The sequence below is a fragment of the uncultured Roseobacter sp. genome, assembly GCF_947499265.1.
Taxonomy (GTDB): Bacteria; Pseudomonadota; Alphaproteobacteria; order Rhodobacterales; family Rhodobacteraceae; genus Roseobacter.
In genome coordinates this window covers 1-21,284 of record NZ_CANMNK010000009.1, presented here as the reverse complement: position 1 = coordinate 21,284, position 21,284 = coordinate 1, and the positions used below count along the sequence as shown (strand labels likewise).

At 57.9% G+C, this 21,284-nt stretch carries 24 protein-coding genes; 15 read left to right on the top strand and 9 right to left on the bottom strand.

The window, feature by feature from the left end; translation table 11 throughout:
- Window positions 1-155 precede the first annotated feature (155 nt).
- From Q1A63_RS21735 to Q1A63_RS21715, 5 genes are all read left to right on the top strand, one after another.
- Window positions 156-1,808 carry a hypothetical protein gene (locus Q1A63_RS21735; protein WP_298975251.1) on the top strand — a complete coding sequence of 551 codons (1,653 nt, stop codon included), beginning with the start codon at window positions 156-158 and terminating at the stop codon, window positions 1,806-1,808.
- A 211-nt stretch (window positions 1,809-2,019) separates the two neighbouring features.
- Window positions 2,020-2,265 (top strand): hypothetical protein, encoded by a 246-nt coding sequence (locus Q1A63_RS21730; RefSeq protein WP_298975254.1) that lies wholly within the window; start codon window positions 2,020-2,022, stop codon window positions 2,263-2,265.
- Between the two features lie 45 nt (window positions 2,266-2,310).
- Window positions 2,311-2,727 (top strand): hypothetical protein, encoded by a 417-nt coding sequence (locus Q1A63_RS21725; RefSeq protein WP_299632476.1) that lies wholly within the window; start codon window positions 2,311-2,313, stop codon window positions 2,725-2,727.
- Window positions 2,727-3,164 carry a hypothetical protein gene (locus tag Q1A63_RS21720; RefSeq protein WP_298975257.1) on the top strand — a complete coding sequence of 146 codons (438 nt, stop codon included), beginning with the start codon at window positions 2,727-2,729 and terminating at the stop codon, window positions 3,162-3,164. Before Q1A63_RS21725 ends, Q1A63_RS21720 begins: the two co-directional genes overlap by 1 nt.
- A 133-nt stretch (window positions 3,165-3,297) precedes the next feature.
- The gene (locus Q1A63_RS21715; protein ID WP_298975258.1) at window positions 3,298-3,717 is read left to right on the top strand and encodes a hypothetical protein; all 420 of its coding nucleotides are present in this window, start codon (window positions 3,298-3,300) and stop codon (window positions 3,715-3,717) included.
- Window positions 3,718-3,753: 36 nt separating this feature from the next.
- Here the strand turns inward: Q1A63_RS21715 and Q1A63_RS21710 are convergent, their stop codons facing one another.
- The 4 genes from Q1A63_RS21710 to Q1A63_RS21695 form a co-directional block, all read right to left on the bottom strand.
- The gene (locus Q1A63_RS21710) at window positions 3,754-4,491 is read right to left on the bottom strand and encodes an aspartate/glutamate racemase family protein (RefSeq protein ID WP_298975259.1); all 738 of its coding nucleotides are present in this window, start codon (window positions 4,489-4,491) and stop codon (window positions 3,754-3,756) included.
- 27 nt (window positions 4,492-4,518) lie between these two features.
- Window positions 4,519-5,745 (bottom strand): FAD-binding oxidoreductase, encoded by a 1,227-nt coding sequence (locus Q1A63_RS21705; protein ID WP_366524393.1) that lies wholly within the window; start codon window positions 5,743-5,745, stop codon window positions 4,519-4,521.
- Window positions 5,746-5,762: 17 nt separating this feature from the next.
- Entirely contained in the window at window positions 5,763-7,979 is a 2,217-nt protein-coding gene (locus tag Q1A63_RS21700) for a TRAP transporter fused permease subunit (protein ID WP_298975263.1), read from the bottom strand.
- Between the two features lie 95 nt (window positions 7,980-8,074).
- Window positions 8,075-9,082 carry a TAXI family TRAP transporter solute-binding subunit gene (locus Q1A63_RS21695; protein WP_298975265.1) on the bottom strand — a complete coding sequence of 336 codons (1,008 nt, stop codon included), beginning with the start codon at window positions 9,080-9,082 and terminating at the stop codon, window positions 8,075-8,077.
- A gap of 129 nt (window positions 9,083-9,211) precedes the next feature.
- Here Q1A63_RS21695 and Q1A63_RS21690 point away from each other — a divergent pair, with 129 nt between their 5' ends.
- On the top strand, window positions 9,212-10,159 hold the full coding sequence (locus Q1A63_RS21690; RefSeq protein WP_298975266.1) for a LysR family transcriptional regulator: 948 nt from the start codon (window positions 9,212-9,214) through the stop codon (window positions 10,157-10,159).
- Here Q1A63_RS21690 and Q1A63_RS21685 read toward each other — a convergent pair.
- Window positions 10,156-10,626 carry a YbaK/EbsC family protein gene (locus Q1A63_RS21685; RefSeq protein WP_299632475.1) on the bottom strand — a complete coding sequence of 157 codons (471 nt, stop codon included), beginning with the start codon at window positions 10,624-10,626 and terminating at the stop codon, window positions 10,156-10,158. The genes Q1A63_RS21690 and Q1A63_RS21685 overlap by 4 nt on opposite strands.
- Before the next feature lie 153 nt (window positions 10,627-10,779).
- A complete protein-coding gene (locus tag Q1A63_RS21680) occupies window positions 10,780-12,219 on the bottom strand; it encodes an alpha/beta fold hydrolase (RefSeq protein WP_299632474.1) in 1,440 nt (479 codons plus the stop codon).
- Window positions 12,220-13,006: 787 nt separating this feature from the next.
- On the opposite strand from Q1A63_RS21680, the gene Q1A63_RS25690 reads away from it, so the two are divergent.
- Window positions 13,007-13,456: a hypothetical protein gene (locus Q1A63_RS25690; RefSeq protein ID WP_366524396.1), complete on the top strand. Its 450-nt coding sequence runs from the start codon at window positions 13,007-13,009 to the stop codon at window positions 13,454-13,456.
- Window positions 13,353-13,598 (top strand): hypothetical protein, encoded by a 246-nt coding sequence (locus Q1A63_RS21675; RefSeq protein ID WP_298975271.1) that lies wholly within the window; start codon window positions 13,353-13,355, stop codon window positions 13,596-13,598. The genes Q1A63_RS25690 and Q1A63_RS21675 overlap by 104 nt, the downstream gene beginning before the upstream one ends.
- A 136-nt stretch (window positions 13,599-13,734) precedes the next feature.
- On the opposite strand, the gene Q1A63_RS21670 is transcribed toward Q1A63_RS21675, so the two are convergent.
- On the bottom strand, window positions 13,735-14,397 hold the full coding sequence (locus Q1A63_RS21670) for a DUF4332 domain-containing protein (protein WP_298975272.1): 663 nt from the start codon (window positions 14,395-14,397) through the stop codon (window positions 13,735-13,737).
- A gap of 15 nt (window positions 14,398-14,412) precedes the next feature.
- Between Q1A63_RS21670 and Q1A63_RS21665 the strand changes: the two genes are divergently transcribed.
- Window positions 14,413-14,592, top strand: coding sequence for a hypothetical protein (locus Q1A63_RS21665; protein ID WP_298975274.1), 180 nt, complete (start codon window positions 14,413-14,415; stop codon window positions 14,590-14,592).
- A gap of 349 nt (window positions 14,593-14,941) precedes the next feature.
- Here Q1A63_RS21665 and Q1A63_RS21660 read toward each other — a convergent pair whose 3' ends face one another.
- Window positions 14,942-15,796, bottom strand: coding sequence for a helix-turn-helix transcriptional regulator (locus Q1A63_RS21660; protein WP_299632473.1), 855 nt, complete (start codon window positions 15,794-15,796; stop codon window positions 14,942-14,944).
- 108 nt (window positions 15,797-15,904) lie between these two features.
- Between Q1A63_RS21660 and Q1A63_RS21655 the strand changes: the two genes are divergently transcribed.
- On the top strand, window positions 15,905-16,582 hold the full coding sequence (locus tag Q1A63_RS21655; protein WP_299632472.1) for a cyclase family protein: 678 nt from the start codon (window positions 15,905-15,907) through the stop codon (window positions 16,580-16,582).
- Window positions 16,579-17,763: an MFS transporter gene (locus tag Q1A63_RS21650; RefSeq protein WP_299632471.1), complete on the top strand. Its 1,185-nt coding sequence runs from the start codon at window positions 16,579-16,581 to the stop codon at window positions 17,761-17,763. Before Q1A63_RS21655 ends, Q1A63_RS21650 begins: the two co-directional genes overlap by 4 nt.
- 322 nt (window positions 17,764-18,085) lie before the next feature.
- On the opposite strand, the gene Q1A63_RS21645 is transcribed toward Q1A63_RS21650, so the two are convergent.
- Window positions 18,086-18,739, bottom strand: a complete 654-nt coding sequence (locus Q1A63_RS21645; protein WP_299632470.1) for a cysteine hydrolase — start codon at window positions 18,737-18,739, stop codon at window positions 18,086-18,088.
- A gap of 212 nt (window positions 18,740-18,951) precedes the next feature.
- Between Q1A63_RS21645 and Q1A63_RS21640 the strand changes: the two genes are divergently transcribed.
- The 4 genes from Q1A63_RS21640 (at window position 18,952) to Q1A63_RS21625 (ending at window position 21,284) form a co-directional block, all read left to right on the top strand.
- Window positions 18,952-19,941 (top strand): AraC family transcriptional regulator, encoded by a 990-nt coding sequence (locus Q1A63_RS21640; RefSeq protein ID WP_299632469.1) that lies wholly within the window; start codon window positions 18,952-18,954, stop codon window positions 19,939-19,941.
- 97 nt (window positions 19,942-20,038) lie between these two features.
- Entirely contained in the window at window positions 20,039-20,458 is a 420-nt protein-coding gene (locus Q1A63_RS21635; RefSeq protein WP_298975280.1) for a hypothetical protein, read from the top strand.
- A 12-nt stretch (window positions 20,459-20,470) separates the two neighbouring features.
- Window positions 20,471-20,896 (top strand): hypothetical protein, encoded by a 426-nt coding sequence (locus tag Q1A63_RS21630; protein ID WP_298975282.1) that lies wholly within the window; start codon window positions 20,471-20,473, stop codon window positions 20,894-20,896.
- A 10-nt stretch (window positions 20,897-20,906) separates the two neighbouring features.
- Window positions 20,907-21,284 carry a winged helix-turn-helix domain-containing protein gene (locus Q1A63_RS21625; protein ID WP_298975283.1) on the top strand — a complete coding sequence of 126 codons (378 nt, stop codon included), beginning with the start codon at window positions 20,907-20,909 and terminating at the stop codon, window positions 21,282-21,284.

The following is a 21,284-nucleotide window of genomic DNA, read 5'->3' as shown; positions in this document are numbered from 1 at the left end:
TCCCCGGCTTTGACGTAAACGCATAGGGTTGGACGCAACCATACACGCATGAATGGGATTTCTTGCATCCGCTCTCCAATAAGTTGATCGCGTGATGGATTGAAGCTAGGATGTTGCGATCACGGCATTTTAAACTCTAGCTGAGTATCCGCCACATGACCCCGACGATCACATTGCAGGACGTCGACGCTTACATCGAACGCATCAGAGCCTCCGGCGCCATGGGCAAGAGCGAGCGCAGGTTGCGGCTGCTGGAGCATTTGGCCAAGGCCGAGGTGTTGGATAAGGGCGACCAGCTCAAGGCCTATACCATCGCTTTGGACATCTTCGACAAGTCAGAAGATTTCGACCCCTCGACCGACAGCATCGTGCGGGTCGAGGTTGGCAGGCTGCGCACGGCCATCGCCGTTTTTGAGGCGAGCACATTTGCGGATACCGACATCCGCATCGACATTCCGGTTGGCACCTACCGGCCAAGCATCACCCACCGTGCCACGTATACGCCCACCGCACAGATCGCGGCAGAGCCGCGCGCGACACGCCAGCGCAAAAGCAACTGGTGGACCGTTGCTGTCACAGCGATTGCCACCACACTGCTCTGGATCGGGTGGCTGGAGTTCTACGCGCCCCGGCAGGACCCGGCAGAAAACGCGATTGCGGTGCAGATTGACGATCTCAAAGGCAGTGACCAATCCGGTCAGCAGGCCGGGTTGATCTTACGCCGTGTGCTGGCGCGCAATAAGGCGATCACGGTTCTATCGGCACCCGAAGATGCCAAGCTGCACCCCCATGCGGAGTTTGTCCTGCGCGGTGCCATTCTGGAGGTGGATGATCAAAAGCAGGCCAGCGTGGAATTGATCAACGCACAGACCAGCCGCACCGTCTGGGCCAAATCCGTCGCCCTCCAAAACGGTGAGCGCCTCGAAGAGACGTTGGCCAAGACCATCGGCAATGAGCTGCGTGTGCGGCTCTTTGGTGTCACCAAGAATGTACTGGAGGGCCGCGACCCCAACCGGCTGAGCCCCGAACAGCTCTTTGTCATGGCGACATGGGTGCCCGGCCCCGCCACCAATGCGGTTGAATGGGAGTTGGAACGCATCGAGTTGATGCAGATGGCGCTGGAAAAATCCCCGGAATTTGGGGCGGCGCATTCCGTGCTGGCGGATAAACTGGCCTATCTGGCCAATGTCTACGGCCCGTCCGACACCCCTGCGCTGCGTGACCAGGCCCATTGGCATGCGCAGCGGGCGCTGGAACTGGCGCCGCTCGACCCGGATGTGATGTTCAACGTTGCCCAATCGCAATGGCACAGTGGCCATATCCATGACAGCGAACAAACCATGCGCCGCGTCGTCGCCCTGGACCGGAGCCACGATCTGGCGCGTTTTCTGGCGCTTGTGATCCCCTATACCTGTCGTGTGGCACCGGATGATACGCTGGCCGAGGCCATCGGGTTTGACGCCAATCTCTCCCCCGATAACCCGATCCGCTGGCTGACCCTGACCTGGATCGCATGGCTGCATTTGCACCGCGAAGAATACAGCGCCGCACTTGAGGCGGAGACCGAGGCCGCCTTGATTTTTCAGATCCCCTATACCTTCATGCGCCGCGCGGTCTTGCTGAATAAATTGGGCAGGCCCGACGCGGCCGCCGATGTCATTCGCAGCCAACAGGTCAACTGGCCCGACATCAGCCCGGAGCATTTTGCCAAAGTCACGATACCGCGCCTGTGTTCAGAGGAAGACTCCGCAGCGCCCTTTATCGAAAACTATGTCACGCTGGCAAAGGCGATGACCCCGCGCCTCTAAGCGTGCTTCCTTAAATACTCAAATATTTTCAATATCTAACGAGGTGATGTAACCTGTTACATACCCTTTGAAACTGGTTTTTCCGTCACGCTTTTCGCACAAGGCGCCGATCAGCTGCCACTCGGGCAGGCTGAACCAAAAAGATCCTCAGCCAGCGGTCGTTTTCGATCCCGCACTGAAATCTTGGACTTGAAAACCAGAAGGAAAACGCATGACACATTCACCGGGTGACTTCGACACCTTGCTGTCTCAGCTCGCAACACGTGCCTCGGAACGGCAGTATCCGGATAATTATCGCATGTGCATGATGGCTGCGGCCGCCTTCGTGGACGAGGCCGCAAATTGTGTCACCCAGCATAGTCCGGGGCACCGCGTGGCCGAATTGCTGCTGCTGGCCGCGCGGTTGGAAGACCTGTCCCTGGCCCAGGACACATCATCATCAGAACAAACAAATTAGATCCATTCATTTTTGAAGACCCATGCCCGTCAGGAGGGGCAGAAAATGCATATTCGCACCCCTGTGACCCCGTCACATAGCCTGCTTCTTTGGAACGCGCGCGACGACTTTCCGAATGCCCCTGAATTTATGCAGGACGCAGGATGGTCGGTCCTGCGCTTTGCCTGTGTTGAGGATTTCAGAGCCAAAGCGGCAACCATGACGGTGGATGCGCTGTTGTGGCCGGTCGATCCGCTCAGCGCGGAAAACCTGGAGAGCCTCCGCGAGGTTGTCTCTCTGCTGTCAGGAAGCGACCCGCTTGTCATGACATATGCGCGGTTCAACCCGCGCTGGATGGGCAACCTGATGGAACAAAGCGGCTCGCAGATGCATTTTCAAGGTGTGCCCAGCCTGCGGGACGTTCTGTCTGTGGTGCGGGCGCAGCTAGAAACTGCTGGGTTTGAAAAGCGGAGGGGAACCTGATGAAACTGACGCTCGAAACTCATTTCGAACAACTGGCCCGGCATTTTACGTCCGGCGAATTGCACCGGATCGCGGCGCATTTCTCCTTCCCGACCGCAGTTTACTATCAGGATCATATGATCGTCATGAACTCCGCAGAGGAGATGGTCGACGCTCACGGGAAATACCGGCAATTGTTGCAGGGCGCAGGCTATACGCACACGGCCTGCGATGTGATTGCGCAATCGCTTACGCGTGGCGATCGAAAATCGGTTTGGGTGCAATGGTCGCACTACCGCGAAGGCGGTGCGATGCTCGGCAAGAGCTTCATTCGCTTTTTCGTGTCTCATGTGCAGGACCAGCCGATGAACATCATGCTGGTGGAATATCTGCAGTTGCCCTCGCCCGCTGTGGCCGACGCGATCCTGCCGAAAAAGAAAAACAGCGTCGCAGGTTAAGGGAATAGCAATCCGCAGACCCTATCGTTGATGCGGTTCTGGGCAACGCTCATGACCGTAACGCTGCACTTAGGTCATCTCTGATAGGGTCCCAAATACCTTGCCGTCATCGAAACCGCCTTCTTCCATTCACGTGCAGGAGTTCCAGGATTTGCTGGACCGGATGTCGGCGTGTTTTATCGAGCGGGATTTCGCGGCATGGCGCAGCCTGATCATCCTGCCCATTTCGATGGTCACCAAGGATGGGCCGGTGTTTTTGTCGACAGAGGAGGAGTTGCGCAAGAATTTCGATCACTACCTGACGGCGTGTGACATCATGCAGCTCGACAATATCTACCGGCGCCCCCTGGGGTTGGAAAACTGCATGGACGGCACCTGGATCGGGACTTACGAGACCAATCTGATGCGCAAGAACCTCCGCGCAGCACCGCCTTTCACCTCCTCGGCCCTTCTGGTGTCTACTGACGAGGGGATCAAACTGGCGGCCATTCTGAACGCCAGAGGTCACCACGAATGGACCGGCGTGTGGCCCGGTGATCTGGGCGACCACTAGTCAAATGGCAGACTGGCGCACCACACCGCCTTGCGCTTACCACGGCATAAAACCACTGTACCCGCGCCGCGTTGTGACATCATTTGCCATCGTGGCCAGGGTGATCAGATCAAAGACCGGCAGTTTCAAAGCGCCCTGCAACCGCGCCGCATAGGGCGGCAGATCGGTACATTCCAGCACAAGCGAACGGATGTCAGGAGCGCGGGATTTAAGCCGATGCGCCGCAGCCAGCACCTCCTCTTCGACCCTATCGAGATCCAGCGCAGTGCGCTCGTAGCGCAGAATAACGGCGGCAAATTCTGCGCTTTGTTCAAGCCCTTCAACGGCGATGGGCACGTCGCCCGCGCCGACAGCTTCAAGATGTCCGGGTGTCAGGGCGGAGGCATCCGCCGTCAATATGCCAACGGGTGCCGCAGCCCCCGTCATGTGAAACGCCAAAGGCACCTGGATCAGGCTTGAGGCAAACACCGGGATATCGACTGCCGCAGCCAGCTCTTTCTGGAAAAGTGCCAGAAACCCGCAGCTGCCGGTGATGGCGCGCACCCCGCTCCGCTCCAGACGGCGCGCGCCCTCCAGAAACGGCTCCAACAAGGCAGGGCTGGGATCATGCAATAAATCGGGCACTTTCACGCCCTCAATCATCTCATAGAGCACCGGGAATGGGAGGCTTGAAGGGTTCTTGATATGGCCGGGCGGTTTGGGAAAATAGCTTTCCAGACATAATACGCCAATGATTGCGCCGCAGATGTTCTGCCCGCCCGCATATTTCACCATGAGATGTTCCTTTCCAAAAGGGATGTTTCAGAACCGGCCGGGATCAAACGGGCTGAGATCCAGATTGGGCACCACACCAGCAACCAGATCCGCCACCAATTCGCCAGTTTTTGGCGCCATCATCAGCCCGTAATGCGAATGCCCGAAGGCCGCAAAAAGATCCGGTCGGCCGTTGATTTCACCCAGAGCGGGCAAGCTGTCGGGGAATGAGGGGCGCCGCCCCATCCAGAACCTGACATCGCGCATCTCCAGATCAGGCAACATCGCTTTCGCCTGTCGCGCCAGCAGCGCCTTCTTGCGCGGATTGGCCGGTGCATCCGGTGTGGCGAATTCAGAAGATCCCGCCACCCGCACACCGCCCTCCATCGCGCTCGCGACGATTTTGGCATCCACATCCATGACCGAATTCTCAAGTGCAACGGCGGCATGTGGAAATTCGACGTGATACCCACGTTCCGCAGCCAGCGGGACGGAGAGGCCAAGGGGTTTCAGCAGCGCAGCGCTCCAGACCCCTGCGGCCAGAATGATCTTTTGGGCCGAAATATCCTCGCCCGTGGTCCGCACCCACCAGCCGTCATCCCCTGCCCGCTCCAGCGCTGTGACGTCGGCACTGACAAATGATCCGCCTTGCTGGAGGATCTTTTCGGCCAGCACTTTTGCGATCCGTCCGGGCGCCCGCGCACGCGCTTGCCCCTTGATCAGGATAGCGGCTTTGAAATCCCGCGACAGCGCGGGCTCCAACCGGTGCAGTGCGTCCGCCCCGACCACTTCCATCTCCGCCCCTTTTTCATGCCGGATCGCGTATCCCAGATCCGACAGACTGGCTTTTTCAGCTTTGCGAAAGGCGTGCACATAGCAGCTGTCCACCACCAGATCCTCATGGCCTGTGCCCGACAGGTGGCGACGAAAGAGCATCACGGAAGGCCCGCAGAGTAGCTCCATCGCATCCGCGACACGGCGCGTGCTTGATGCGCTTGATTTGCCGAGAAACCGCAGCCCCCAGGGGATCATCCGAGGCCAGAAACGCGCTTGCACCGACAGCGGCCCCGACGGGTTCAGCAACATACCGGGAATGCTTTTCCAGATGCCCGGCACCGCCTGCGGCACAATTGACCAGGGCGAGATCACCCCGGCATTGCCAAAGGAGGTCTCCTGCCCCGGTGCGCCGCGGTCGATCAGACGCACCTGCACACCACGCTCCTGCAATGACAGGGCACAACAGATGCCGACGATCCCGGCGCCAATAATGGTCACAGGTGGCTGCATGGGGATCAGGCAGGCGCCACGGCGGCGCGCCGGGCAATGATCTGCGTCACAATGACCGGCGACGCGATGAGCAGGGCCACCAGATCCGCCGACAAGGACGGTGCGACAAAGACCAGACCGGCCACCGCCATCAGGATGCGCGACACCCGCCCCATCGGCACCAGCCAGTAGCCGACGACCGACGCCGACAGGGCCACGACACCGGCGATGCAGGAACTGGCCGTATAGGTGAATTCCCACAGGTCGAAGCCCGTCGAGGACACAAAGAGCAGCACCGGCGCATAGACGAAGGCCATGGGCGCCACCACCTTGCCCAGCCCCAGCGAGAAGGCCGACAGCCCGGTGCGGAATGGGTTGGAATTGGCAATGGCCGCAGCGGCATAGGCCGAAGTGCAAACCGGCGGCGTGATCTCAGACACAACCCCGTAGTAGAGCACGAACATATGGCTCGCGATGGGGGGCACGCCCAGCTGTGCCAGCGCGGGCTGAGCGACCGACACCAGCATGATGTAGAGCGCCGTAGTAGGAATGCCCGCGCCCATCAGAATGCAGGCGATGGCGATGAAAACCAGAGAGATAAAGAGCTGCAAATCCTGCACGGTAAAGAGCTCCAACAGCCCGCCCAGGGTCATGAAGCCAAAGATGTCGGTGGCGAGGTTGCCCGCGCCCTGCGTCACCATGAAACCGATGCGAAAGCCGATCCCGGTTGTGTTGATCACCCCAACCACGATGCCCACGGCGGCGGAGGCGGCCCCTACGGCCAGCGCGTATTTCACGCCGAGTTCCATCGAGGCGGCCATCTCCGGGATCCTGATCCGCGCCTGTGGGTTGAGCGTGGCGATGGCCGAGCCCGCGCAGAGGATGATGGTCATTGTCAGGTCAAACCCGCCGTCGGAAAACTTCCAGAGCACAAAGGCGATGAAGGCGGCCGCATAGACCAGCGTCGGCGGCTCCCTGAGCCGCGACATCCCCGCAACAACGGCCAGCGAAATGCCACAGAAGGCGGACATAAAGGGTGTATAGCCCGAAAACAGCACCACCAGCAGGCCGATCAGCGGCACAATATTGGCCCAGCCCTCGCGCCAGACCGCGGCAAGCTTGGGCAATTGATCTTTGGTCAGGCCTTTGAGGTCCAGCTTGCGCGCCATCAGGTGCACAACGGTGAAGACGCCTACGTAGTGCAGCAGCGCGGGAAAGATCGCGGCAATCACGATGGTGGTGTAGGGAAGCTCCAGAAATTCCGCCATGATGAAGGCCGCTGCCCCCATGATCGGCGGCGTGATCTGCCCCCCGGCAGAAGACGCCGCTTCGACGCCGCCCGCGAAATGGCCGGGGTATCCGAGGCGTTTCATATTGGGAATGGTGAGCGCCCCGGTCGACACGGTATTTGCGACCGACGAGCCGGAAATCGTGCCGAAAAAGGCGGAGGACACCACCGAGACCTTGGCCGGACCGCCCGTGTAACGGCCCGCAAGGATCGTGGCATTGTCGATGAAGAGCTGCCCCAGACCGGTGCGCTGCGCGATCACCCCGAAGAGCACGAAATGGAACACAATGGTCGACACCACCCAGAGCGTGACGCCAAAGATGCCCTCCTGCGGGAAGTACATCGAGGAGACGAAGGTTTTGAAATTCACCCCGGGATGTTGCAGCAGGCCGGGGAAATAGGGGCCCAGCAGCGCATAGGAAATGAACACACAGATGATCAGCGGCAGCACCCAGCCCAGCGTGCGCCGCGCGATGTCGAGCACCAGCAAAATGATGACCACACCGAAAAACACGTCATAGCCATTGGGGTTCCCCATGCGGAAGGTCTGCTCTTCGATCCCCAAGCTCGGCACGCCGCGCCACGCAAGGCCGACGTAGAGGGCAGAGGCAACGCCAAGCGCCATGAAAACAAGGTCATAAAGGGGGATATTGCCGATGCGAAAGGCGCTGAGCTTCTGTGCATAAAGGCTTTTTGCGCCAATGATCGGGAAAAGCGCGTAGGTCAGAATGAACAGCCCGGCAAGATGCCAACCCATATGCCAGTGATCCGCTGGAAGACCGAAACCCGCAGTGATGTAGTGATAGAGTGCGAAGACAAGCGAGACAGCACGCAGGATATGCCCGGTGGTCGGCCCGACGGATCGGGTCGCGGACCCCTCGTCATATTTCTCTTCGATCGCGGCCAGTTCCGCGTCGGTCAGGTCGTGCTGATCGGTCTGAGATGGGTCCGACATTGGAATGCCCCCTTGGCAATGCTTGCATTCGGAGAGTGCGGTGCCCCTGATTGTCGGGGCACCGGCCTGGGTTTTGACCAGAAAGGGTCAGGTTATTACTTCAGAAGACCGGCTTCTTTGTAGAATTTCTCGGCACCGGGGTGCAGCGGAACACCCAGGGCTTCGACGCCATCCAGCGCTGTGTCTGGCGTGATCTGCTTGCCCTTGGCGTGGCCGTTGTCGAGCAGCTTGCGGGTGTTGTCGTTCCACAGCGCCTTGGTCAGACCGTAGACCAACTCGTCGCTTAGATCCGAGGAGACAACCAGCATCGCCGAGACGGCAGGTGTCAGGATGTCTTCGTCGACCCCTTCATAGACACCGGCCGGAATTTTCGACGGGATATAGGCGGGAATGATCTCGTTGATCTTGGCCAGATCTTCCTCGGAGAAGGAATGCAGGCTCATGCCCTTGGTGGACGCGAGCTGCACCATCGCGGCAACCGGCCAGCCCGCAGCGTAGAAATAGGCGTCGATCTGACCATCGGCGAGCCGTTCGGCGGACTGGCTGTTGTTCAGCTCCGCCTCTTCCATATTGTCGCGATTCACGCCCCAGGCGTCGAGCATCTGCAGCACGGCCACCTGTGTGCCGGACCCCGCCTGAGCGATACCCACACGCTTGCCCGCAAGATCCCCCAGATTGCTGATTTCGCTGCCCTGCGGCATCACCAGATGCAGGTCTTCGGGGAAGAGGTTCGCGATGATGCGCAGCTTGGGGTGCGGTTTGCCCTCAAACTTGCCCTCGCCCAGATACATCGAGCGGGTCACATCGGCCGCGGCCAGCCCCGCTTCCAGCTCACCGTTCTGCACGGCGGCGTTGTTGAAAACCGAGGCCGTTGTCGATTGCGCAATCGCGATCAGCCCGGGCACGCCGCATTGGCCGCCCTCGTCGCAGGCCCGCGAACCGGGAGGCGCGGAGATCCCATTTGCAATGGTCCCGCCGATGGGGAAATAGGTCCCGCCTGCCCCGCCCGTGCCGATGCGGAAAAACGTAGGATCCTGCGCAAGTGCAGGCACGGCCAACGCAGCGGTCAGGGCGATCCCTGCCAGTGTCTTTGTGAATGTCATTGTGGTCTCCCGGTTGAGGTTTTCTGTATCGGTTTTCCCGATTATTGCGACGACCAGCCTAACGGGAAATCACATAAAAACAAATTTAATATATTTAACTTTCACAAAGTATTCCTTATGGAATATCGGATGAATCTCACCCAACTCACCGTCTTCCGCGAGGTCATGGAATCCGGGTCCATTTCGCAAACAGCCAAGAAACTTGGCCGGACCCAGCCCGCCATCAGCCTGGCCATCAAGAATCTGGAAAAATCACTTGATTTGAAGCTCTTTGAACGCCGGGGACGCCAACTTGTGCCGGTGCCGGAGGCGCGATATCTGCTGGCGGAATCCTCCGAAATACTTGATCGGCTTACAACCGTGTCCGGCACCATGAAAAGCCTGCGCAACGCGCAATCCGGTAATCTGAACGTTGCTGCGATGCCCGGACCTTCGGCGTTCATTTTCCCCCGTTTCATCAGCCGCACAGTCGCGGAAACCACGGATTTCAGGATCACGTTTTCCTCTCGCAGCTCTCCTCAAATCCGCGAGCTGGCCAGCACCCAAAGCATCGATTTCGGTTTTGCAGATTTTGACGACCCGATTGGAAAGACCCCGCAATACCATGCGGAAATCATTGATGCGCGCTGCTTTTGCGCGCTGCACCGGGATCATCCACTGGCGCGCCAGGCGGTAATTTCCGTCGCCGACCTGGACAACCAGCCCATGGGCACGCTCCATGCAAATCATCCCTTGTCACGGACCCTCACCCGGGCGTTTGATCAGGTTGGTGCGCGTTTCAATGTTGTGAATGCAAGTCAGTTTTTCCTGCCGCTGATGCCGTTCATCACCTCCGGTCATTGTCTGTCCATTGTCGATCCCTTGACGGTTGTCACGGAGCGTGAATTGAAGATCGGTCGGGGAGAGATTGTCTTTGTCCCGATGGAAGATGCGATCCGGTATGAGTATTCGATATTGACCCCGCTGCATCGTCCACTGTCGCAGTTGGCGCGCAGGATCAAGGACAGCTGGGCGCGCGAATTGATGGCCATGTTGCAGGATGTTGACGCAGCACCGCAAAGCCGGGTGAAAGGTTAGCCGCTCAGGTCCAGCATTTTGGCCGCAGTTGCGGTCAGAAGCCCCTCTGGCGCGACACTGAAAACCGCATTTGGCGCGCCAGCGGCGGCCCATACGGTGTCATGCGCCAGCAATTCGGTGTCCATCCAGGTCTCGATTTCCGACAGATGGCCAAGGGGCGAGACACCGCCAATGGCAAAACCGGTTTCCGACCGCACCCGTTTGGGATCGGCACGGATCAATTCTTCGCCGAAAAGCACCTTGGCTTTGTCAAGATCAACATCATGTTTTCCGCTGATCAGCAAAAGCTTGAGCCTGCCCGTGCTGGCCCCTTCAAACACCATGGATTTCACGATCTGGGCGACGGAACACGCGCAGGCCTCGGCGGCTTCGCTGGCGGTGCGGGTGCTGTCTGGCATGCGTTCTATTTCAATCTGCAGCGATGCCGCGCGCGCGGCCTCTTCGACGCGGCGGATACTTTTGGACATTTCGGAACCTCATTCAACTTCATGGACAAAGGACCCTTCGTCAGGGGTGCTGTCAATCACCGCCGGTCTGTTCGGCCAAATGCGTCGGTTGCTGAGGTTCATGGCAGATGGCGCGCCGCGCGAAGCCATTCTAAAAAGCCGACCGAGATAAGTTTATACTTGGAAAAGTGGGAAACTGACGCCAAGCGCCCAGGCCAGCACGATACCCAGTGCGAGACCCGATGCGAGCGGCCCTGACCTTGTCGCGGCACTGCGGCCCATGGTCCCGAAAACCAGGTAGAACAGCACCAGAACCGGCGCGATCATCACCAGGAAAAACAGGCTGTCGAAATCCAACGTAACAGCGCCGAAAAGCGAGATCAGCACGCCCATGCGCAATCCAAGGCGTCTGAGACGCGTGGCATTTGTCGTCAGCATTGCGTCCGCAAGCATATAGGGCACCGCACCGAGCAGCATCGCGGCAATGATGGCAAGCCGCTCAGGCGTTGGCCAGAAATTCGCGGCATATCGATCAAGGGCCACCCCAAAAAGCGCACAGAAAAGCAGAAGCACAAGGAAAGCAGTGAAACAAAGCCACCCTGCCCGTGCGCCCCACATCCAAAGCAAGGCAAGTTGCACCGCACCGAAAATCATCAGGTGCAAAACCAGATAGTCAGCAACAAGGACGGGCAGGAACTCTGGATTCATGGGCACGCCGATCATCGGCGCGAGCATCATCGGCAGTAACACCAGGATCGAAAACCGCGTGCGGCTCAGTTCCGGCGCGGAAAAATCGCGTGCTGGCAGATGCTTTGCGAGGCTCACGAAGAGCAGTACCAGCCCGCAGAGCAGACCAAGGATTGCCCAGCCGGTGGGCAAGATATCGACGTCCGAGCGCCGGTCATAGGCCCGATCAAGCCAGGCCAGCGCCTCGCGCCGCCCCGCGCGGCTCTGCAAGACAGAGACATGCTCGGCGAAAGGCGCAGCAATGGCGCGGCGCGAGACATCCCCCTTGGTCACCGTCTCACCTTCGGCCGCACCCGGTGCCACCATTTGCAACGCCTCTTGCGCAAAACCGCGCAGCCCGGGCTCCCAGGCCCCGGTCACCAGCAAAAGATTTTGGGGGGTTTGGGCATCAATCACCTGCGAAAAGGCGGAGATCAGGACAATGGGGCCAATATCCTGCCGCGTCGTGGCTGTGCGCACCAGAATATCAGTCGCCATGGAATGACCAACCAATGCGACGGGATGATCACCCGGCGTCACAGCATCGATGATCTCCTGCGTTTGCTCCACGAGCACGCGCGTCGTGCCGTCAATCGCGTTGACATCGCCGGACATCGGGTCCGGGTGCCGCCCGTGACCGAGGAATTCAAACACAACCACCCGGTATCCGGCCCGCGCCAGGGGCAGCGCGTACCCCTGCATCATCTGGGCCGAGCCGGCAAAGCCGTGCGCCATGACCACCACCGGCCCGTCGCTCTCCGCGATGGAAAATTCGGTGACAGGCGTCTGCCCGATATCAAAGCGTGAAATATCAACGTCCTGCCGCGCGCTTTCGAGAACCCAAAGCGAGGTCAGGATCGCGGCAATCGCTAGAAGCGCTCTCAACATTTCACCCTGACCTGTACATCTGCTGATCCCATTCAAGCTTTCCGGAAAGGACGGAAAGCGCTTGCCTGCCGGGCTCGGTTTAACATTGCGTCCATGCGATGCAATCTAGCTTCGGAGGCTTTGGAAGAAAGTACAATTATGTGAGCGGTGGCCACAGCGCGTGTGAAAATACAGGGCGATGCGATTGTCCATTCGAAAGATGTCGCAGGGCGTTCAAGGAAGTTGAAAAGGGGATCATTGATGCGATCGCCCCAGTGCAGCACGCAATCGAAGACATGAATAGAAACAGAGCTTGAGAGGCCATTAACAACAACAAAGACCTAGGCGTATCCGTTACAGTGAAGGCGTACAAACTTTTTTTACGCGGAACAGATACTGAAGAGAGGACGAATGGCAAAGTTATTGATTTTATCGCGGGCCCTAGAGGATGAGAAACTCTAGCCTCTGCTCTCGGAGATGGTCAAATAACCTTTCCGAATTGCACGATAAAGCACGCCAGGGCACGATAGGCATCTGAAAGTACTAGATTTTACAGTTCATCGCTCCGAAGGCTCTATTCGAGATTATGCCCTGACTTCCGCCCACTTGCTTGGTGCTTGCGTGAAAGCGGGTCTTCGAAGGACCGGAGCATGAGCAGCTGACGAAACGATTTGTCGAGTCCGTAGCCCAAAAAGCAAAGGTCACGTCGTCTGGGATTACGAACTGCCGAGCTTTGGCCTTGGTGTTTATCCCTCAGGAAAACGAAGCTACCTCATCCAATACAGAGTGAAAGGTCGCTCACGGCGCTATAAGGATCGGAATCCATGGAGTCTGGACACCAGAGACCGCGCGACGGGAAGCCAAGACAGTGCTTGGCCAGATCGCGCAAGGGCAGGATCCCGCGACTGAAAGAGAAGAGGAACGTCGCGCAGTTACCGTTCGGGAGCTCTGTCAAAAGTACATCGCAAACATGAAAGCAGGCCTCGTTCTCGGGAAAGGTGGCCGTCCTAAGAAGGCGACCACGGTCGCGACCGATTCCGGGCACATCCGCGGGCACATCATACCGCTGCTCGGGACACGGAGGATGAAGGACATTATCGTCGGCAAGACAAGCGTCGTGATGAAGACCGAGAAGCTGCGCAGCAAAGCCGATCATGCGTGGCGGCCGCGGCACCGCCATCCGCGCCATGGGCCTCCTCGCCGACGTTTTCCCCCATGCGATCGCGGCAGGAATCATCAATCAAAACCCGACGCATAGCCTCAAGAAGCCAAGGTACAAAGTGCTGGATCGCCGGTTGAGCGAAGTAGAATATCAGATACTTGGCGGTATTCTGCGCAGCGTTCGGGACGATCCTCTATTTAGCATTCACGCAAAAACCCTACGCATGATCGAAATATAAATGAAAAGGCTTAAACCTCGCTTCGACCAATTTTCAAACACTCCCCCATCAGAAAGAAGTTCTCTCCATTGGGTAGGCGCTTAACGAAGGCAACATCGGTCGCGATTGATTTCGGCTGCGTCCGCACCCTCATATTTCAGTGCCCGGGAACATATGCGGCTGCCATCACCAGTCGCTTGACGTCTCTTAAGCCCACCTTGCCCTTATAGAATTTGCTGCCCTTGTTCGCCTCCACGATCGCGTCGCACAGGCTATCAGGATCAGCCTTGGCAACGGATGCGGCATTGACGTGACCGCTGGCCAACAATGCCCTTGCGAATTTCGGGCTGACCCACTGAATCCGGCACAGATCAGAGATTGCAGCGAGTTCCATCAAGTCGGCGACGTCCAAGCCAACTTTGGTCGCCAGCAAATCTACACCATCTTGCGCAGCATCGAATAGCTTCTTGGTGTTCGTCAGGCCCGCCGCTTTCAGACGCGAGACCGCGCTCCTTTCCAGCCAGCCGATCTCATTCAGGGATCTTGGTTTCGGGAAGAACCCACCGACTGTTCGCTTGAGTAACCGAAGGTAATCTGGATCGACACCGGATGCTGTTGACAGGGATGCCAGCGATTTCGATGAATTGAGCGCAGCGCGAAGACCCGCGAGCGACCCTATGCCTGCGGTGCGAAGAGCGGCAAATTTTGTGTCGAGTTCATCAAGCAAAGGCTCCTGGCTTGGAATCAGATCGGAGGTTTCCAGCCGTTTCTGCAATTCGGTCAGATCGGTTGCGCGATCGTCCAGGTAGTAAGGTGTCACCGTCTTTCCTTAAAGATGGTTTTTGGCGTTCAACAGCCAAAGAACGAAATCCAAAATGAAGTCGCGGTCGTAGGTTTACCCTCTGCTTTCATGGGCCAGCTTTCTGGCCTGCAAGGAGACCCACCAGATCACACCCGCTCCGATCAGGAAAACTCCGAAACCGGCGAAGAAGAGGCAGATAAAGAGCATCGGTGACATAGTCATATGACCTTCGATTCAATGCGTTGAGTTCCTTGTCCGTAAACTGAGGTTAGCAGTGGTGCGGCAAACAAGCGTTGACACACATCAATCAGCATATTGATCTGCAAAGCCGTTTGGGTTCGACGGTGTTATTTGGAAGGGCGTCGGAACAATGCTCTACGCATTACCAGGCATTTGAACTGTTCGTATCATCTGTCACTTTGGGCTCGATCCAGACCTTAGCAGCAAGCGGCTCCTGTGATACCGGCGCGGGACGAAGTAAGCTTTTGCCGACGAATAGGAGCCACCCGATTTTACAAACGTTGCTCCCACCGGTTCTGAATCTCCCCATCTCTGAACTACCTCAACGCATCGCACCTGGCGTGTATCCAAATGTTGCACGAAAGCGACGGATCATGTGGCTTTGAGAAGAGAAACCGCAGGCGGCGGCGACGTCCAGTGCTTCGCGCCCCTGATCCAGCAGGCTGCGTGCCGCATCAAGGCGGCGGCGCAACACCCATTCGTAAGGCGGCATGCCGTAGCTTACCGGGAAGGCCCGTGAGAGTTGCCGGGAGCTCAAACCGGCAATCTCAGCAAGGTCCGCCACGGTAATCCGTTTTTCAAGAGATGCCGCAACGGCGTCTTCCAGGGCTTGGCATTGCGCTCCTGTCAAGCCACCGTTCGGTGCACGAAACGTCGCGGTCGTTCGTTTGATCTCCAAGGACCGCGCGAGAAGCGCATAAAGGGCATGATCCAGCGCCAGACGGTCATTCGCCGCTGTCCAATCCAGGGCCAAGACAAAACGTTCGGCCATTTCCCGAAAGGCAGGGTCGCACCCGAACACAAGCTCTGTGGGGCTATCTGTCATCCCTGACGTGGCCTGTTGCATGTGCTCGCCTCGAAAATAGATGTGCAGCCACCGGACATAGCCCCGATTGTCCCATCGAGCCTCGCATCCGGCAGGCATGATACAAATGGCGCCGGGGCTGCCGGACACATTGGATTTTCCGCGCTGCCCTGTGCCGTCTGTGATGTGACGCACATAATTTCCGCCACGCAGATAAAGGCTGATCGTGTGATGGGCGGGGCGGCGGTAACTCAGATCGCGCCCGCCACGCCTTTCCCACAACGCCAGGCCGATCCCGGCAGGGGAGGTCACGCTGCGCAGCAGGTTTGCAGAGTCCTTGAGTGATTTGGCAACGGAATAATCGAGGTTCATGGCTTCCCCTTTCTCGACAGGATCGTACCAGATGCGGCAGTATTGTCCAAGAACGTGAGACCTGATCGTGACAAAAGCGGCCGACACTTGATCAGAAGGACCACGACCATGCTTATAGATCTTTCCCACACTTTCGCCGATGGAATGCCCGGCTTCACCATCCGTACACCGGAAGGGCGCGAAGAAACCTTCAGTGCATCGATCAAGCCTTTCCTGACGCACGAAACCTCCGCGCCCTTCTATCAGGGCAAGGCCTCGTTTGAACTGACCGAGATCACGTTTCAAACCTCAATCGGGACGTATCTGGATGCGCCGGCACATCGGTTTCAGGGCATGCGAGACATCTCGGGCCTGCGTCTGGAGGACGTCGTACTTGATGGCGTAGTCGTGCATGTTCCGAATGCGCAAGCAGGACGTCCCGTTGGCCTCGACAATTACACATTGCCCGATGATATCGAAGGTAAAGCCGTGCTGTTTCGGTTCGACTGGGATCAGCACTGGGGGACCGACACATATGAAACCTACCCCTTCATTGGCCCGGACATCATCGACCGTCTGATCCGTGGTGGGGCAAAGCTGGTCGGAATGGACACGTTTAATGCCGATGACCGGACCGATCCTATCCGCCCTGTGCATACAGAACTGTTGTCGCGCGACATATTGATCGTCGAGAACCTTACAAACCTCGCTGCCCTACCCGAAGGACCGTTCAGGTTCTTTGCGGTCCCGATCAAGGCGCAGGGTGCGGCTGCCATGACCGTGCGCGCCTTTGCAGACGCACCATGAAAGGGCTGACGCTTCATGATATTGGCCTGCTCGCACTGCTCTGGGCGATAGGTCTGTTCCTGCGCATCCCGGTGCTGGCTGCACCAGCGTTGGCGGGCGATATTGCAGCAGATCTGGATCTGTCGACAGCCCAGACCGGGGCGCTGACCATGCTTCCCGTGGTTGTACTTGCACTGGCCGCGCCCTTCGCGGCGCTGCTGGTCACACGTTTGGGCATTGGTCGCACGATTGCGATTGGGCTTGTCTTGGGCTCCGCGCTTTCCGCCGCACGTGGGTGGGCCCCATCAGCCGTGATGATCCTTGCCGCATCAACAGGGATGGGCCTTGGCATTGTATTGTTTCAAACGGCTTTGCCTTCTGCCGTGCGATCCTGGTTGCCGACGCGCGCCACCCTTGGCAGTGCGGTTTATCTCAATGGTATGATGGTGGGAGAACTGGCCGGTGCCGGTTTGACCCTTCCGGTCATCTTGCCGCTTGCAGATGGCGACTGGCGGCGCGCCTTTCTGATCTGGGCATTACCTGCGATCATCATCGCCGTGTTGGCCCTGCTCCCGAGGGACAAAGGCGAGCCATCTCCACCCGGCCCTTGGAGGCCTGATTGGCGAGAGCCGTTGACATGGGAGCTTGGCCTTTGGCTGGCGATTTCAATTGCAGTATTCTTTTCGATCAACGCGTATATGAAAACAACGCTCGATGCGCACGACAGCGCGCCTCAGCTTGCAACTCTTCTGCTGATCTATAATGCGACACCCTTGCTGGCCTCTTTCTTACTCTTGTGGTGTGGGAGCTCGTTCATCGGTCGGCGCGGGCCTGTCGTCGCCACAGGCATCGCCGGGGTCATCGGCATGGCTGGGTTTGCGCTGCTGCCGGGCGCGGTGGGATTTGCGTGCGCTCTGCTGGCGGGTTTCGCCTCCACCGTGCAACTGATCCTGATCATGTCGTTGCCCCCAATCGTCGCATCGGGGAGTGCCGTGGCAAGGTTGACGGGCGGCATCACGCTCATCGGCTATGCGCTTGCGTTTGTGCTGCCAATGATCGGCGGCGTGCTGGCTGAAGTTTATGACGCGGTCTCTTTGTTGTTCGTCCCCACGATTTTGTCCGCAATGATCCTCGCGGTGCTCTGGCCCAGGACTGGGCATTATGGCGACCCAGAAAAGGCTGCTGTCTCAGGGCTTGGGTAGCGGGGGCGCCTCAGCAAAGAGGCTTTGCGCAAGCAGATTGCCCCACCCAAGCCGTTTGTTGGGTCAGGTTTCTATCTGCCATGTGTGCCCGGCCACGGGATGAGTTGGGGTACATATCTCGGTGCGAGGTCAACGCAATAGCTGCCAACGTGGTGCTGGTTCGAGGTAATCTCGGATCCTGTGTACTTGCGAGGCGCGAAAGTCCGGCGCTGCATTCAGTGCGACTGAATTCTCGACTGAGCTGTCGGAAAGATAACACAAGGTGACTGGCTTCAAGAAACCTACCTTTCTTTCGCAAGGTAGGTTTCTTTTCTCGCGAGTTTTAAGACGCTGCTTTGATCTTTGCGACGGCTTCTTCCGTGCTCCACACCGCGTTCGCCATGTAGAGGAAGTTAATAAGAGCGGCGAGGTATCCGTCGCCCTCGGGCAGCATGGCCGCAGCGGTGGCGTCGCGTACGACGGCCACTTCGAACCCGTCTTCGAGCAGTTCACGCATATGGCTCTCAGTGCAAAGGCTGGCCGACATACCCGCCAGGATGACTTGATCGACGCCTTGTTTCCGAAGCTGCAGGGACAGGTCGTTGGTGTCGTTTCCATAGACCTTGTGCGGTGATGTCACGATGGTTTTGCCGTCCTCGATGTACCTTTTGTATTGCGGCATCCAATCCGCGCCGGATCCCTCAAACCCATCAAGATTCAACGGGCCCTTGCGGTCAAACATGCCGATCTTGTGCATCAGTTTTTCCAGCGCCCCTTCGAACTTCCAACCGTGGTCGGTCGGGTAGTAGTAGTGCGGGGAGACGGCCGTCGTGATATCGGCAGCCTTGGCCGCTTTGAACAGAGCTTCGATGTTGTCGACAGTATTGTGCTCCATCACGCTCGCCCCGATGACACCCCAGGTCACGCCGTCGGGGTGCAGGAAATCCACCTGCGGGTCCGTCACAACCAGAGCCGCGCGCGACAGGTCAAGTTCCATGTCGGGGTGGCAACGCAGGCTCTGCCGGTGCTGCGTAAGGGTCGGCCTGCTGTGCAGTGGCGGCTGTTGCGCCGACCGCGACAGCCGCCGCCGTCGCAGCGCTGCACGCCGCGTGAGGGGTTGATGAGTGTGGTGGTGATCGTGGTCATCGCAGTTGCACATTGGGTTGATCCTTCGTGTTGTGTTTCGATGACCCAAAGTTAGGAATGGCGATGTATCTTTTCGTCTTGATTTGGCTCCCAGGCAAAGTCAGGGGTGCCTTTCCGTCTAAATTCTGGTTACTCTGCGGCATGAAATACGATCATATCTTTGATGAGCTGGAAATTGTCACCGACCCGTTCGCATTGTGCGAGCTGCGCGGGGCCAGTGATCTTGGGCTTGGACGGGATGCATCGGCTACGTTGCACTACATATTGTCGGGTGAAGGGGAAATCAGCCTGCGCGGGCGTGCGCCTATAAAAGTGTCGCGCGGTATGTTGGTTTTCATACCCGCTTTGCAAAGCCATGCATTGCACAGTTTTGGTGGCAACAATCACCCGATACCTGAGTGCAAGCCCGCAGCGCTGAAGCTAGCCAGCCTTATGGCCGGGTCAGAACACGTTGAAAGTGGGCAACTCACCGCGCTTTGCGCCCACGTTACTGTCGGTCTGCGCGGCATCAGGGATATCATTGACGTTATCCGCGAACCCATGATCGAGAACGTATCGTCTCCCAGTCATATGCGTCCGGCATTGCAGGCATTGCTCACCGAGGTGTCCAACCCGTCTTTGGGCAGTCGCGCGATGATCCGCGCTCTTTTGATGCAATGCGTGATCGACATGCTGCGCAAGCGTTTGACCGAGGAAGGAGACGCCATGCGATGGATGGCCGCGCTGGCTGATCCATCTATATGGAGCGCCTTAAAGGTGATGTTAGACGAACCGGGCGATCCTCACACCGTCGAAAGCCTGGCCAGACATGTAAGCATGAGTCGGGCTGCATTCGCCAAACGCTTTGCCGACGCGTATGGATCGGGACCAATAGAGCTTCTTCGCGATTTGCGGATGAGGCGTGCGGGCCACCTGCTGGGAAAGACAGATTTACCGATAAAACGTGTTGCGGACCTCGTTGGCTTTGCATCACGCAGTGCCTTTACCCGCGCATTTGAAGCTAAGACTGGCCAATCGCCAAGTGATTTCCGGGCATCGCGAAAAGTCAGATGAGAGCATATAGCGTTCCCGCTCAATGACAGAGATAAGTGTCTGCCCAGTCGGCTTTGGCGATCAACATGGGCGGACGCTTACCACCCCAAACAGACCAGTGACGTACCTACAATGCCGCCAGCTCAAGGACAGGCTCGACTTCTCTTACTTGTCGAACCTCAAAAGCGTGTTCGGCAAGAACAAGGGCCAGGACGAGTGTGCGCGTTCCGTGCTGATCCAATCCTTGCAGGACGTGCGCGGGCAAATCGATCCCAATACTACCCTCGACACCGAAGCTGTGTTCGAGGCGATCAAACGCATCAATGACACTTATGGCGACAAGCGGCTGCAAGCCTCGATGGCGCAGGGCTTGTTTGCGGCCTTCCTCTACTTCCAGCTGTCTGAAGATCGCAAGCGGGGCACCTATGAACAATTCACCAACTGGGTGCTGCGGACCCACCAGTATGAGCTGACGTCGATCAACGCCGCCGACCTGATCAAGATTTTCAGCAAGATTGCACAATCGCGCAAACGGTAGGTATTTGTGTCGATGCAATTCAGCGACGACACGAAACCAAATTTCGACGCGATCAAGAGCGCGGTCGACGACCTAAACGCCGCGCACGATCTTGACATCGCGATCAGACCCATCCGGATTGACCAGTTTGACGCCGGTTATTCCTACGAGATCAACGCGGAATTCCTGCGCCTGATCGAGGATTCTGGATTGCTGATCGCGGACCTTACCCATGGGAACATGAACGTTTATCAAGAGATCGGCTACCTAATGGGTTTGAACCAAGGCAAGGGACTTGCCCACGAGAACTTCTTGCTGGTGCACAACGCGTCCATCGGCGACATGAGGAAGGACATCGGTTTCAACATTGCTGGGGTAAAGCAACTGCGACTGAATGACACCAACGCACTTCGCGAGGCAGTTAAGGAACAGGTCTCAAAATTCTACGGGTTGGGGTGAGGAAGAAGAAATGTCAAAACTAAAGGGTCCAAAGTTCGTCCAATATTTCCAGCCGGTTATTGACGGGTTTCGAGACCTGGGCTCTTCTGCAAAGCCCAAAGAAGTCTACAGCTGGATCGCCGAGCATCACGACATTCCCCAAGCCGAGATCGAAGGTACTACAAAAGGCGGGCAATCAAAGTTCGAAAATAAGGTAGGATGGGCGCGCTTCTACCTCGCCAAGCTGGCCTCATTGACACCGAGCAACGCGGCGTGTGGATGCCGACCGAATAAGGAAGAGCGACCAACCTCACACATGATGAGGCTTACCATGTCTAGCCCCCTGATCCTGGGCCACAAATTTGGGCTTTCTCTAAAATGGTTTCTGGGACGGGTGGACGCATGTTGA

What these genes read in the sequence shown, in the direction of transcription:
- Q1A63_RS21650 (WP_299632471.1), top strand. Translation starts at nt 16,579, where the DNA reads ATGAAAGGGCTGACGCTTCATGATATTGGCCTGCTCGCACTGCTCTGG.
- Q1A63_RS21735 (WP_298975251.1), top strand. Translation starts at nt 156, where the DNA reads ATGACCCCGACGATCACATTGCAGGACGTCGACGCTTACATCGAACGC.
- Q1A63_RS21645 (WP_299632470.1), bottom strand. Translation starts at nt 18,739, where the DNA reads ATGGAACTTGACCTGTCGCGCGCGGCTCTGGTTGTGACGGACCCGCAG.
- Q1A63_RS21675 (WP_298975271.1), top strand. Translation starts at nt 13,353, where the DNA reads ATGCGTGGCGGCCGCGGCACCGCCATCCGCGCCATGGGCCTCCTCGCC.
- Q1A63_RS21680 (WP_299632474.1), bottom strand. Translation starts at nt 12,219, where the DNA reads ATGTTGAGAGCGCTTCTAGCGATTGCCGCGATCCTGACCTCGCTTTGG.
- Q1A63_RS21710 (WP_298975259.1), bottom strand. Translation starts at nt 4,491, where the DNA reads ATGGTGAAATATGCGGGCGGGCAGAACATCTGCGGCGCAATCATTGGC.
- Q1A63_RS21655 (WP_299632472.1), top strand. Translation starts at nt 15,905, where the DNA reads ATGCTTATAGATCTTTCCCACACTTTCGCCGATGGAATGCCCGGCTTC.
- Q1A63_RS21695 (WP_298975265.1), bottom strand. Translation starts at nt 9,082, where the DNA reads ATGACATTCACAAAGACACTGGCAGGGATCGCCCTGACCGCTGCGTTG.
- Q1A63_RS21625 (WP_298975283.1), top strand. Translation starts at nt 20,907, where the DNA reads ATGTCAAAACTAAAGGGTCCAAAGTTCGTCCAATATTTCCAGCCGGTT.
- Q1A63_RS21665 (WP_298975274.1), top strand. Translation starts at nt 14,413, where the DNA reads ATGGTTTTTGGCGTTCAACAGCCAAAGAACGAAATCCAAAATGAAGTC.
- Q1A63_RS21725 (WP_299632476.1), top strand. Translation starts at nt 2,311, where the DNA reads ATGCATATTCGCACCCCTGTGACCCCGTCACATAGCCTGCTTCTTTGG.
- Q1A63_RS21730 (WP_298975254.1), top strand. Translation starts at nt 2,020, where the DNA reads ATGACACATTCACCGGGTGACTTCGACACCTTGCTGTCTCAGCTCGCA.
- Q1A63_RS21685 (WP_299632475.1), bottom strand. Translation starts at nt 10,626, where the DNA reads ATGTCCAAAAGTATCCGCCGCGTCGAAGAGGCCGCGCGCGCGGCATCG.
- Q1A63_RS21660 (WP_299632473.1), bottom strand. Translation starts at nt 15,796, where the DNA reads ATGAACCTCGATTATTCCGTTGCCAAATCACTCAAGGACTCTGCAAAC.
- Q1A63_RS21700 (WP_298975263.1), bottom strand. Translation starts at nt 7,979, where the DNA reads ATGTCGGACCCATCTCAGACCGATCAGCACGACCTGACCGACGCGGAA.
- Q1A63_RS21630 (WP_298975282.1), top strand. Translation starts at nt 20,471, where the DNA reads ATGCAATTCAGCGACGACACGAAACCAAATTTCGACGCGATCAAGAGC.
- Q1A63_RS21690 (WP_298975266.1), top strand. Translation starts at nt 9,212, where the DNA reads ATGAATCTCACCCAACTCACCGTCTTCCGCGAGGTCATGGAATCCGGG.
- Q1A63_RS21720 (WP_298975257.1), top strand. Translation starts at nt 2,727, where the DNA reads ATGAAACTGACGCTCGAAACTCATTTCGAACAACTGGCCCGGCATTTT.
- Q1A63_RS21640 (WP_299632469.1), top strand. Translation starts at nt 18,952, where the DNA reads ATGTATCTTTTCGTCTTGATTTGGCTCCCAGGCAAAGTCAGGGGTGCC.